The 12,649-nt window shown below is 70.1% G+C and carries 11 protein-coding genes; 8 read left to right on the top strand and 3 right to left on the bottom strand.

The annotated features are described in order from the left end of the window. Positions 1-2: 2 nt before the first annotated feature. From glpK to EV147_RS03435, 3 genes are all read left to right on the top strand, one after another. Positions 3-1,544, top strand: coding sequence for a glycerol kinase GlpK (glpK, locus tag EV147_RS03445; protein ID WP_130389709.1), 1,542 nt, complete (start codon positions 3-5; stop codon positions 1,542-1,544). A 13-nt stretch (positions 1,545-1,557) separates the two neighbouring features. Further along, positions 1,558-3,162 (top strand): glycerol-3-phosphate dehydrogenase/oxidase, encoded by a 1,605-nt coding sequence (locus tag EV147_RS03440; RefSeq protein WP_130389708.1) that lies wholly within the window; start codon positions 1,558-1,560, stop codon positions 3,160-3,162. 77 nt (positions 3,163-3,239) lie between these two features. After that, entirely contained in the window at positions 3,240-3,623 is a 384-nt protein-coding gene (locus EV147_RS03435) for a hypothetical protein (protein ID WP_130389707.1), read from the top strand. Positions 3,624-3,683: 60 nt separating this feature from the next. Here EV147_RS03435 and EV147_RS03430 read toward each other — a convergent pair whose 3' ends face one another. Continuing rightward, positions 3,684-3,920, bottom strand: coding sequence for a hypothetical protein (locus EV147_RS03430; RefSeq protein ID WP_130389706.1), 237 nt, complete (start codon positions 3,918-3,920; stop codon positions 3,684-3,686). 274 nt (positions 3,921-4,194) lie between these two features. Between EV147_RS03430 and EV147_RS03425 the strand changes: the two genes are divergently transcribed. From EV147_RS03425 to EV147_RS03410, 4 genes are all read left to right on the top strand, one after another. Continuing rightward, positions 4,195-4,800 (top strand): YfiR family protein, encoded by a 606-nt coding sequence (locus EV147_RS03425; protein WP_235844594.1) that lies wholly within the window; start codon positions 4,195-4,197, stop codon positions 4,798-4,800. Next, positions 4,797-6,074: a diguanylate cyclase domain-containing protein gene (locus tag EV147_RS03420; RefSeq protein WP_130389705.1), complete on the top strand. Its 1,278-nt coding sequence runs from the start codon at positions 4,797-4,799 to the stop codon at positions 6,072-6,074. The genes EV147_RS03425 and EV147_RS03420 overlap by 4 nt, the downstream gene beginning before the upstream one ends. Before the next feature lie 5 nt (positions 6,075-6,079). Continuing rightward, a complete protein-coding gene (locus EV147_RS03415) occupies positions 6,080-6,592 on the top strand; it encodes an OmpA family protein (protein WP_130389704.1) in 513 nt (170 codons plus the stop codon). Between the two features lie 276 nt (positions 6,593-6,868). Continuing rightward, a complete protein-coding gene (locus tag EV147_RS03410) occupies positions 6,869-8,776 on the top strand; it encodes a putative bifunctional diguanylate cyclase/phosphodiesterase (RefSeq protein ID WP_130389703.1) in 1,908 nt (635 codons plus the stop codon). A 7-nt stretch (positions 8,777-8,783) separates the two neighbouring features. On the opposite strand, the gene EV147_RS03405 is transcribed toward EV147_RS03410, so the two are convergent. Beyond that, positions 8,784-9,059, bottom strand: a complete 276-nt coding sequence (locus EV147_RS03405) for a hypothetical protein (RefSeq protein WP_130389702.1) — start codon at positions 9,057-9,059, stop codon at positions 8,784-8,786. Positions 9,060-9,131: 72 nt separating this feature from the next. Then, positions 9,132-10,004, bottom strand: coding sequence for a D-amino acid aminotransferase (locus EV147_RS03400; RefSeq protein ID WP_130389701.1), 873 nt, complete (start codon positions 10,002-10,004; stop codon positions 9,132-9,134). Between the two features lie 301 nt (positions 10,005-10,305). Here EV147_RS03400 and bcsB point away from each other — a divergent pair, with 301 nt between their 5' ends. Beyond that, positions 10,306-12,648 carry a cellulose biosynthesis cyclic di-GMP-binding regulatory protein BcsB gene (bcsB, locus tag EV147_RS03395; protein ID WP_130389700.1) on the top strand — a complete coding sequence of 781 codons (2,343 nt, stop codon included), beginning with the start codon at positions 10,306-10,308 and terminating at the stop codon, positions 12,646-12,648. The last annotated feature ends 1 nt before the right edge of the window (position 12,649 follow it).

The raw sequence follows: 12,649 nt of genomic DNA, 5'->3' as shown, positions 1-12,649 counted from the left end.
GGATGGATCGCATGACATCGACACACGCCTCGCAGCCGCGCTACGTGCTGGCCCTGGACCAGGGCACCAGCAGTTCGCGCGCCATCCTGTTCGATCACGCCGGCAATGTGGTGCGGATCGCCCAGCGCGAATTCCGGCAATATTATCCGCATCCCGGCCACGTCGAGCACGATCCTTACGAAATCTGGCAGTCCCAGCTGGCCGTGGCCCACGAGGTACTGGCCGACGCCAAGGTCAGCGCCTCGCAACTGGCCGGCATCGGCATCACGAACCAGCGTGAAACCACGGTGCTCTGGGACCGCAAGACCGGCGAACCGGTGGGCCGCGCGCTGGTCTGGCAGGACCGCCGCACCGCGCCGATGTGCGAGGACCTGCAGGCCGCCGGCCATGGCGACACCTTCCAGCAGAAGACCGGCCTGATCATCGACGCCTATTTCTCCGGCACCAAGCTGCGCTGGATGCTGGACCACTACGATGGCGCCCGGGCCCGCGCCGAACGCGGCGAACTGGCGTTCGGCACTGTGGACAGCTGGCTGATCTGGCAACTGACCGATGGCGCGCGGCATGTGACCGATGTCTCCAACGCCTCGCGCACGCTGCTGTTCAATATCCACGACTTCCGCTGGGACGACGAACTGCTCGGCATCCTCGGCATCCCCCGCAGCCTGCTGCCCGAGGTGGCGCCCTCCAGCGGCGAAGTGGCGCGCACCGCCACGCGGCTGTTTGGCGTGGCCGTGCCGATTGCCGGCATCGCCGGAGACCAGCAGGCCGCCACGTTCGGACAAGCCTGCCTGCACCCCGGCATGGCCAAGAACACCTACGGCACCGGCTGCTTCATCCTGATGAATACGGGCAACAGCCCGGTGACGTCGCAGAACCGGCTGATCACCACCATCGGCTGGCAGATCGGCCCGGACACCCAGTATTGCCTCGAAGGCGGCGTGTTCATGGGCGGCGCCACGATCCAGTGGCTGCGCGACGGGCTCAAGCTGATCCACAGCGCGCCCGAAGTCGATCCGCTGGCGCGCCAGTGCGCGGACACCGGCGGCGTGGTGCTGGTGCCCGCCTTCGCCGGGCTCGGCGCGCCGCACTGGGACCCGTTCGCACGCGGCACGCTGGTCGGCATCACGCGGGGCACGGGCGGGCCGCATATCGCCCGCGCCGCGCTGGAATCGATCGCGCTGCAGAGCGTGGACGTGCTCGACGCCATGCAGAAGGACGCCGGCATCTCGCTGGCCGAGCTGCGCGTGGACGGCGGCGCCTCGCGCAGCGACCTGCTGATGCAGATGCAGGCCGACCTGCTCGGCACCGTGGTGGTTCGTCCGCGCGTCACCGAGACCACCGCGCTGGGCGCCGCCTACCTGGCGGGCCTGGCCACCGGCTACTGGACCAGCGCCGGGGAGATCACCCACCAGTGGCAGGTGGAGCAGCGCTTCGAGCCGAAGTTGTCGGCAGACGAACGCAGCCACCGCATCGCGCGCTGGCATCGCGCCGTGGATCGCGCCCGTGACTGGGCGCGCGACGACGATTCCACCGCACATTAAACAGACAAGCCTCATGCCAATCAACGTACCTCCGGTCCAGCCGCCCTCGCGCGGCGAACTGCTCAACACGCTGTCGCGCGAGGCGCGCTGGGATGTGATCGTCATCGGCGGCGGCGCCACGGGCCTGGGCACCGCGCTGGACGCCGCGGCGCGCGGCTACCGCACCCTGCTGCTCGAAGCGGCGGACTTTGCCAAGGGCACATCGAGCAAGGCCACCAAGCTCGTGCACGGCGGCGTGCGCTACCTGGCCCAGGGCAACATCGGCCTGGTGCGCGAGGCGCTGCACGAACGCGGCCTGCTGGCCCGCAACGCGCCGCACGTGGTCTGGCCGCTGGGCTTCGTGGTGCCGGCCTACCAGATGTTCGACCAGCCGTTCTACGGGATCGGCCTCAAGGTCTACGACATGCTGGCCGGCGGGCTGAACCTTTCCGGCAGCCGCTGGCTGAACCACCGCGAGACGCTCGAAGCCGCCCCCACGCTGGCCGAGCACGTGGGCGGACGGCCGCTGCGCGGCGGCAATCTCTATTTCGACGGCCAGTTCGATGACGCGCGGCTGGCCATGGCGCTGATGCGCACGCTGTTCGACGTGGGCGGCACGGCGGTCAACTACGTGCGGGTGACCGGGCTGACGCAGTCGAACGGCGTGGTCACGGGCGTCACGGCGCAGGACGCGCTGGGCGATGCCACCTTCACGCTGCGCGCCGACTGCGTGATCAACGCCACCGGTGTCTGGGTGGACGCGGTGCGCCAGATGGAAGACAGCCAGGCCCGCACGATGGTGGCGCCAAGCCAGGGCGTGCACCTGACGATTCCGCGCAGCTTCCTGCCCGGCGACCGCGCCATCCTGATCCCGAAGACCGACGACGGCCGGGTGCTGTTCCTGGTGCCCTGGAACGGCCATGTGATCGTGGGCACCACCGACACCCCGCGCAAGGACCTGCCGCTGGAGCCGCGCGCGGCCAGCGACGATATCGACTTCATCCTGGAAACCGCCGCCCGCTACCTGGCGCGCGATCCGTCCCGCGCCGACGTGACCAGCGTCTGGGCCGGGCTGCGGCCGCTGGTCAAGGCCACGGGCGAGGCATCCACCGCGTCGCTGTCGCGCGAGCACACGATCCTGGTCTCCAAGGCCGGCCTGATCACCGTGACGGGCGGCAAGTGGACCACCTACCGCAAGATGGCCGAGGACGTGATGGACACGGCCATCCAGCGCCAGCTGGTGCGCGCCGCGCCGTGCCGGACGGCCGACCTGCCGCTGCACGGCGCCGCCGGGGTGCCCGAGAACCTGCCGCCGGCCCGGTCCGGCTCGCCCGACCGCTATTACGGCGCCGACCTGCCACTGGTGCAGGCGCTGCCGGGGGCTGACGCCGTGATCGTGCCGGCCTCGGGGCTGACCGAGGCCCATGTGCGCTTCGCCGCCCGCCACGAACTGGCGCGCCGGGTCGAGGACGTGCTGGGCCGCCGCAACCGGGCGCTGTTCCTCGACGCCCGGGCCGCGCTGGCCGGCGCGCCGCGCGTGGCCGAGATCCTGGCCGAGGAACTGGGGCACGATGCTGCCTGGCAGGCCCGCGAACGCGAGGATTTTGGCACGCTGGCCAGGGGTTACATGCTTGATTGAGCGTCGCGCGTGCCGCGGTCACCCCCCCGGGGCGGGACTTCGGCGATAATGCCGGCTGTTGCATCACGGAGAACACCATGGACGAGATTGACGATCTGTCCGATCTGCCGATGCCCCGCTTCGTCTGGGGCTTCGCCGTCGTCACCGACAAGAGCGGCAATGTGTCGCACGACGAATTCGAGTATCTGACCCACACGCGCAGCCCGCGCTTCACGTGCCGCGTGGTGGAACTCGAGGACATGCCCGCCGACGGCGACGATACGGACATCGACGGACGCATCGTGCACTACGACGATCCCGACCGCCTGTTCTACATCACCGACGCGGGCCTGGCGCTGGTCAATTTCCAGCTATTCGACAAGCTGCCGGAAAAAGGCAAGCTCAAGAATGTCTGCGACGAGGCCATTGCCAACTGGCTGCTGCGCCGCGCCTTCCTCGACGACGAGGAAGACGAGGACTGAGCGCCTGCGCGCCTGCGCCATCGGCTGGCACGAGAAACGCACCCCGCGGGGTGCGTTTTTTCATGCCTTGGCGGCGGGCTCCGCCACCTCGATCAGGCCGGACGCCACGCGCTCGATCTCGCAGTAGACCGGCAGCGCGTCCATCGGGCCGGTGCAACCGACGCCCGAAGCCTGGCCGGCGGCGGCGCCGGGCGGCAGGAACACGAACGCCATGCCGGGCTGGAAGCCGGGATGGCGCCGCAGGCTGTCGTTGAGGATGTCCAGGTATTGCGTACGCGAGAAGACCTGCTTTGCCATGAAGGTGTCTCCGGAAGGGATCGGCTGAAGTGGGTGGCTGGAGCGGCGGGGCCCGGAAATCCTAGCATGGCGGCAGGCGCCCTTGTCACCGCAAACGCGCGATCGCCATGTTCAGCCCGGCTCAGCCCAGGTTCAGCCCGGCGCACTAGGGCATCTGGACCACTGCGGGCGTAGCGGTTTGTGGCTACAGTTTCTGCAGATCAAGCCGACACTCCAATGGAGTCATCCACCCGCCCCGTCCGCCGGACTCCCCCAATCCACGCCCGCCGCCCAATTGCCGCGTCCTGCGTTTCGCCTATCCTCTCTCGCGTGCCGCCTTGCGCGCCCGGCCCTGCCGACGCTGCTGGCGCTGCTGGCGGCGTGGCCGGGCTACGCGGCCGCCTCCACGGCGGGAGCCGGCGCTCCCGCCACCGCGCAGCCGGCCCCGCCCTCGCGCCCCGAAGCCGTGGCCCGCGTGGTCATGAGCCTGCTGAGCTATGCGCGCTGGCCCGAGGAGCGGGAGTCGGTACGGCTGTGCGTGGACAGCGGGGCCCGCTACGCCGGCAAGCTGCTGGAAGGCGGCACGCTGTCGACGGGCCGGCTGGTGGAGGCGCGCCGCGTGGACATGCTGGCCGACCCGCTGGCCGGCGCGTGCGACGCACTCTACATCGGCACGATGGACGAGGCCCGGCGCCGCAGGCTGACCGCCACCTACGTGGGCAAGCCGGTGCTGGTCATCGCGGAAGAAGATTTCGAGTGTGAAGGCGGAAGCATGTTCTGCCTGAGCATCCGCGAGAACCAGGTGTCGTTCCGGATCAACCTCGACGCCATCGCCCGCAGCGGCATTCACGTGCACCCGGGCGTGCTGCAACTGGGACGCCGCAAGGCGCCGGCGCCATGAACCTGCCCGGCCGCCGCCCCTCCGCCACGCCCGCACCCGTCCGGCCCACGCTGTACGGCACACTGCGGCGCATCCACCTGAGCGTGGCGCTGATTGCCGTGCTGACCGCCGGGATCTCGCTGACGTTCTTCGGCCTGACCGCGCTGCGGGCCCACGCCGACCACAACCTGCGGCTCGTGGCGCGCTCCATCGCCTACACGGTCGAGGCGCCAGTCGTCTTCGGCGACCAGGCGGCCGCGGCCGACGCGCTTTCGGCCATTGCCGCCGCCGAGGACCTGGCCACCGTGACCGTCTACGACCGCGACCGGCAGTTGCTGGCCTCGTGGCAGCGCCCCGGCCAGGAGCGCTTTCCGGCGCTGCGCCGCATCGCGGGCAGGCTGCTGACCTCCGGCCCGGCCGAGCAGCCGATCGTCCACGAGGCGCAGCAGGTGGGCAGCGTGCAGGTGTCGGGAGACCCTGTCGCGCTGCTGCACTTCCTGCTGCAGGGCACGCTGGGGCTGATCGCCTGCCTGTTGCTGACGGCGGTCGGCGCGCACTACATGTCGAGCCGGATGCTCGGCGACATCGTCGATCCGCTGCGCAACCTGATGCGGGTGGCCCACGCGGTGCGCTCCGAGCGCGCGTTCGGCCAGCGCATGCCGCCAGCCCGGATCGAAGAGCTGAACGCGCTGTCCGAGGACTTCAACGTGCTGCTCGACGAACTGGAAGCATGGCAGAAGCAGCTGCAGCGCGAGAACCGTTCGCTGGCGCACCGCGCCACGCACGACAGCCTGACAGGATTGCTCAACCGTGCCGCATTCACCGAAGCGCTCGACCTGGCGCTGCGCAACGCGGCCGCCCGCAACCACTACGCCGCCGTGCTCTATCTCGACAGTGACGACTTCAAGGGGATCAACGACCGCCACGGCCACGCGGCGGGCGATCGGGTGCTGGTTGGCATCGCCGACCGCATCCGGGGCTGCCTGCGCGAATCGGACACCGTGGCCCGCCTGGGCGGCGACGAATTTGCCGTGCTGATCGACACACTGCGCCAGCCCGAGGACGCGGTGCGCGCCGCCGAGGCCATCCTCGACGCCATGGCCGCGCCGATCGCCCTGCCCGATGGCGGCACCGTGGTGGCGCCGCTCAGCATCGGCCTGGCCGTCTTCCCGGTCCACGCCCGCAACGGCGCGGCGCTGCTGCATGCCGCCGACGCGGCCATGTACGGCGCCAAGCGGCACTCGGGCGCCACCTGGCACAGCGCCGAAGCGGCGCCGCCGGAACGCCAGGCCTGACCGCCATGCCGCCGCTCTCGCGCCGCGCCCTGCTGTGCCATGCCCTGCTGGCTCCCACGCTGGCCGCCGCCGCGCTGCTGGCGGGCTGTGCGACGCCCGAACCCCCACGCGGGCTGACGCCAGCCCAGGTGGCCGCGCTGCAGAGCCAGGGGTTCGAGCGCACCGACAACGGCTGGGAACTGGGCCTGCCGGACAAGGTGCTGTTCAGCTTCGACGAGGATGTGATCACGCCCGAGCGCCAGCTTGCGGTGGTGCGCATTGGCCGGGTGCTGCGTGACGCCGGCATCGACCGCCTGCGCATCGACGGCCACACCGACAACGCCGGCAGCGCGGAGTACAACCAGCAGCTGTCGGTGCGCCGCGCCGAAGCGGTGGCCCGCGTGATGGGCGCCTGCGGCTTTGTGCGCGAGCACCTCGAAGTGCGTGGACTGGGCAAGACCCGACCCATCGCCGACAACGGCACCGCCGCCGGCCGCGCCGAGAACCGCCGCGTGGCGATCATCGTGACGGTCGACTGAGCCGGCCTTTTGCCCGAACCTGAGTAAAACCTCTAGATCGCGCCTGCACCGGCGCCGCCCGGCGCCTTGCCGCGTATTTAAAGGGCCGCATGCCGGTACACCCCGGGAAGTGGGGTTGACCGCGCCCGCGTTGCCAGGAAAGCGCGGGCAAACCCTGCCTTCGGGCGTGCGGCCGGGGCCGTACACTCCGGGGGCGCGCGGTGGTACGACGATTCGAGGGAGATCGCCGGGAGCGCGCCACCCGTATTCCCCAAAATAAGAGAAAGTCTAGAAAGCATGCGTACCCAGGCGCTGGAACAGGCGATCGACGCCGTGGTCGCCGTCAACGCGCGCAACCAGGACCCCCTGTTGGCCGCCGCGTCAGAGGCGGTGGCGGCGCTGGCACGCGACCTTCCCACGCACCAGATCATGGCCGGCCTCTGCCGCCGCGTGGAGCGCATGTCGCCGGGCGCCGTGGCGGCCGTGATGCGCGTGGAGGACGGCCGGCTCAGGCTCGTGGCGATGCCGTCGGCGGACCCCGCCGCGCTCGCCCCGTTCCGCGATTTGCCGGTGGGGCTGCAGTCGGGCTCCTGTGGCGCCGCCGCCTTCCTGGGCCAACCCGTGGCGGTGGCCGATATCGCCCGCGATCCGCGCTGGGAACCGCTGCGCGACGCCGCACGCGCCGCCGGGCTGGCCGCCAGCTGGTCCACGCCGGTGCGCGCCGCCGATGGCCGCGTGCTCGGCACCTTCGCGCTGTGCTTTGCCGAGCCACGCCTGCCCGACGCCTTCCACGAGCACCTGGTGGCCATGGCCGCCGACCTTTGCGCGCTGGCGCTGGCGCGCGACCAGGCGCAGGACCGCATCCACCGGCTGGCCAGCTACGACGCGCTGACCGGCCTGCCCAACCGCCAGTTGCTGCTGGCCCGCACCGACGAGGCCGTGGCGCGCGCCAATGCCGCGCGGCAGCCGCTGGCGATGCTGTTCATCGATCTCAACGATTTCAAGCAGGTCAATGACGTGCAGGGCCACGGCGCGGGCGACCGCTTCCTGACTGAAGTGGCCGCGCGGCTCCAGCACGTGGCGCTGGCCTGCCACCCCGACGCCGTGACCGGCCGGCTCTCCGGCGACGAATTTGCCGTGCTGCTGCCGGACCATGCGCAGGAGGCCGCCATGGCCGCCGCACAGGCGCTGCTGGTGGCGCTCTCGGCGCCGGTCTCGCTGGCGCCGGGCCAGCGCCTGACGCCCACCGCCAGCATCGGCATCAGCGTGCTCGGCGAGCAGTTGCGCGACCGCGCCACGCTGCTGCACCACGCCGACCTGGCCGTCTACCAGGCCAAGCGGCGACGCCTGCGCGAGCGCGGCAACCAGGTCTGCGTCTACGATGCCACGCTGGCGCGCCGGCTCGGCGACCGCCGCGCGCTCGAACTCGAACTGCGCGACGCCATCGGCGACGGCGCGCTGCGCATGCACTACCAGCCGCAGGTCAACCTTGGTTCCGACACGCTGCACGCCGTGGAGGCGCTGGCCCGCTGGCCGCATCCGCGCCGCGGCGACGTGGCGCCATCGGTGTTCGTGCCGCTGGCCGAGGAATCGGGGCTGATCGTGGAACTGGGCTGCTGGGCCGTGCGCGAGGCGTGCGCGCAGCTGGCGCAATGGCGGCGCGACGGGGTGACCGTGCCGGCGATGTCGGTCAACCTCTCGCCGCTGTCGATCCGCGATCCGGGGCTGGCCGACGTGGTGGCGCAGGCATTGCAGGCCAACGACCTGCCGCCGGGCATGCTGACCATCGAGATTACCGAAGGGGTGTTCCTCGACCAGGCCTCGGAAGCCGAGAGCGCGCTGGCGACGATCGCCGCGCTGCGCCGCCTCGGCGTGCGGCTGTCGATCGACGATTTCGGCACGGGGTTTTCCAGCCTGAGCCGGCTGACGCGGCTGCCTGTGGAGGAGATCAAGCTCGACCGCAGCTTCCTGGTGGACCTTGAAACCAGCGAGGCCACGCGCACGCTGGTGGAAGCGGTGATCCGCATCGGCCGTGCGCGCAACCTGACCGTGGTGGCCGAGGGGGTGACCAGCGCGTTCCAGCGCCGCTTCCTGCTCGAACAGGGCTGCCATGTCGGGCAGGGCTTCCTGTTCTCGCAGCCGCTGCCGGCCGCCGGCATCGCGGGCTGGCGGCCGCAGCCGGCCTGGACCGGCCTGCCGCTCTGAGCGCGGCTCAGTTGCCGAACGGGTTCGGCACCGCACTGGGCGGATCGTCGCCGAGATCGAACTCGTCGCGCACATCGTCCACGACGGCCCGGATGGCCTGCTCGTAGCCGCGCGCATTGCCGAAGCGGCCCATGTCCCAGTTCCGCCCGCGGGCATCGCGGGGATGGGGCGTCGGGTCCGGCACGCGGACCCGCATCCCCTCGTCCGCGATCTCGTCGATCTGCTGGATGCGCCGGCTCACCTCTTCCTTGATGACACGCCGGCTGCGCTCGCGCTTGGCCATGGGCCGCCTCCCGTCGGTGGTTCGTCCGCGGCCATCGTAGCACGCAGGTCCGCCGGCGGGCGTCCCAGGTGCCTACAGCGCCGCCTTGGCCGCCTGGTAGGCGCCGTACAGCCGCTCGAACACCGGGCCCGGCTTGCCGCTGCCGATGGCCTTGCCGTCGATCGTCACCACCGGCAGCAGTTCCTTGCTGGCCGACGAGATGATCACCTCATCGGCGGCGAACACTTCGTCGCGCGTGATGCGGCGGGCCGTCAGCGAGATATCCATCGCCGCGCACAGTTCCTCCATCAGCCCGTAGCGGATGCCTTCGAGAATCAGGTTGTCCTTGGGCGGCGCGGCCATGCGTCCCTGGCTGACCACCCAGACGTTCGAGGCCGAAGCCTCGGTCAGGAAGCCGTCGCGGAACTGGATCGCCTCGGTCACGCCGGCCTCGGCAGCCACCTGGGCGGCCAGCACGTTGCCGAGCAGCGAGGTGGACTTGATCTGGCAATTCAGCCAGCGGCGGTCTTCCATCGTCACGCACGCCACGCCCTGCTGCACGGCGGCAGCCGGGGGCAGCGCCATCGGGTTGGTCATGATCAGCACTGTCGGGGTAATGTCCTTCGGGAAGGCGTGCATCCGCTTGGCCACGCCGCGCGTGACCTGGATGTAGATCATCTGGTCCGCCAGCCCGTTGGCGGCAATCACGCGGTCGATCTGCGCCAGCCATTCGGCTTCGGTATGGGGATTCGGGATGCCGATGCCGTCCAGGCTGCGGCCGAGCCGGGCCAGATGCTGGGCGCCGCGCAGCGCCTTGCCGTGATAGATCGGGATCACCTCGTAGATGCCGTCGCCGAAGATGAAGCCCCGGTCGAGCACCGGGATGCGGGCTTCGGAGATGGGCAGCAGGTCTGCGTTCAGGGAGACGACAGGCTCGGCGGGCGTGGTCACGGCGGTATCAGGCATGGCGGTGGCAGTGGGGAGGAATCGGAGGAAATGTCTCTGCAAGTTCGGATTCTTTCACACCCTGCGCGCCGCCATTATGCAAATCTTGCATGCGAAGTGTGTCGAATGTTCCGCACTTCTGTCATTTTTCAAATAGCCAATTCAATTATTTGAAAATGTACGGTGGTATGAATTGAATCTTTCTTAATTCACTGCCCATCGACCGGAAACCCTTGCTGCTGGCCGTTTTCCGCGTGCTATATTCGCCACGCAGTATCTTCGACACGCAGTCATTTGCTGCGCAATCTTCACAGGGCGCCATATGAGGGAACTCCTGTCAGGCCTGCGACACATCGGGCAATTCCGGCTCAGGCGGAATGCCCGGCCGGTCCTGCTGACGGCGCTTCTCCCCGCCCTGTTATGCCTGGCGGAATTGCCACGCGCGGCAGCCCAGCCGGCGCCTTCCCCGCCGGCGGCGCCCGCCGTTCCGGACGCCCCGGCCGCCGCTCCCGCTCCGGCCGCCCCGCCCGTGGGGCGCGCCCAGACCGTGACCTTCGCCCAGATGGGCGCCAACTACACGATCCCGCTGCGCGGCCTGGACCCGGACCGCACGGTCAATGTCGGTGTGCGGCTGGACGAGGTGGTGACGGCGGCGCGGCTCAAGCTGGTCTTCACCTACTCGCCGGCGCTGATCTTCCCGCTCTCGCACCTGAAGGTGCGGCTCAATGACGAGGTGGTGGCCACGCTGCCGCTCGACAAGGAACATGCCGGCCAGCAGGTCTCGCGCGAAATCGACCTGGACCCGCGCTTCTTCACCGACTTCAACCGCATCAACGTGCAGTTGATCGCGCACTACACGCTCGACCACTGCGAAGACCCCTACCATTCCACGCTCTGGACCGATATCAGCCCGACCAGCTCGCTGACGCTGACCAAGGCCGCCATCACGCTGCCGGACAGCCTGGCGCTGCTGCCGGCCCCGTTCTTCGACCGCCGCGACAACCGGCGCGTGACCGTGCCGTTCATGCTGCCCGCCAACGCCGATCCGCTCACGCTGCGGGCGGCCGGCGTGGTGGCGTCGTGGCTCGGCGGGCTGGCCAGCTACCGCGAACTGCGCTTTCCGGTGGCGAGCGGCGCGCCCGCCGACGCCCACGCCATCGCCCTGGTACTGCCCAACGCCCAGCCGGACGGCATCCGGATCGAGAAGATCGAAGGCCCCTCGGTCAGCGTGATGCCGAATCCGGCCAACCCGGCCCGCAAGCTGCTGGTGCTGGCCGGCCGCACGCCGCAGGAACTGGAGATTGCCGCCAACGCGGTGGTGCTCGGCAAGGCCGCCATGGCCGGTCCGCGCGCCGCCGTGCAGTCCGTGGACCTGGGCCGCCCACGCCGGCCGTACGACGCACCGGCCTGGGCGCCGGTGGACCGGCCGGTGCTGTTCAGGGAACTGGTCACCGATCCCCAGCAACTGCAGGTCTCGGGCGCCAACCCGGACGCCATCCGCGTGAACCTGAAGGTGCCGGCCGACCTGTTCGGCTGGAACGACCGTTCGGTGCCGCTGAGCATGAAGTACCGCTACACGGCCCCGTCCACGTACAACGATTCGGTGCTGAGCGTCGACGTCAACGACCAGCTCGTGCGCTCGTACCGGCTCAAGCCGCTGACCGTGCAGACCGACGAGAACGTGGTGGCCGTGCCGCTGCTGTCGGGCGGCAGCGCCACGGTCAGCAGCTCGATCCTGATTCCGGCGTTCCGCGTGGGCAGCAACAACCAGATGCAGTTCCGCTTCCATATCGATTCGCAGAAGACCGGGCTGTGCGCGTCGTCGGCCGCCAACGTGGCACGGGCGGCGGTGGACCCTGATTCGTCGATCGATTTCAGCGGCTTCCTGCACTACGCGGCGCTGCCTAACCTGGCGTTCTTCGCCAACAGCGGCTACCCGTTCACGCGCATGGCCGACCTGTCGGACACGGCGATCGTGATTCCCGACGCCCCGACCCCGGTCGACCAGGAGGCCCTGCTGACCGTGCTCGGCCACATGGGCAAGTGGACCGGCCTGCCGTCGCTGCGCGTGACCGTGGCGCCGGCCAGGTCGATCGATTCGGTCAAGGACCGCAACCTCGTGGTCATCGGCACCGGCAGCGCGGCGCAGGTGCTGCAGCGCTGGGGCAAGTCGCTGCCGCTGCTGATCGAGCAGGGCAAGACCGAGATCACGCTGCGCGACCAGCGCACGCACGCATGGTCGAACTGGCTCAGCGGCATCGACGAGGAAAATATCTCGCCGGCCGGCCGCGCGATCCTCAGCGCCGACGGGCCGATGGCCGCGCTGATCGGCTTCGAATCGCCGTACGGCGAGCGGCGCAGCGTGGTGGCGCTGACCGCGTCGAGCGACGAGCGCGTGCGCGACGTGCTCGACGTGCTCGAAGACCCGGGCAAGGTGTCGCAGATCCGTGGCGACCTGACCGTCATCCGCCAGCGCGAACTGGAAGGGCTGCGCCTGGGCGACACCTACTACGTCGGCAACCTGCCCTGGTATGCCCGGCTGTGGATGACGATGTCCGCGCACCCCGCGCTGCTGGCCATTGCCGGCATCGTGGCCGGGCTGCTGGTGGCGTTGACGCTGTTCTGGGCGCTGGGCCGGCTTGCGGCGCGGCGCAACGGGGGCTGAC

It is taken from the genome of Cupriavidus agavae, assembly GCF_004217045.1.
Taxonomy (GTDB): Bacteria; Pseudomonadota; Gammaproteobacteria; order Burkholderiales; family Burkholderiaceae; genus Cupriavidus; species Cupriavidus agavae.
The sequence above is the reverse complement of the archived record's forward strand: the minus strand, read 5'-3'. Positions and strand labels throughout refer to the sequence as shown.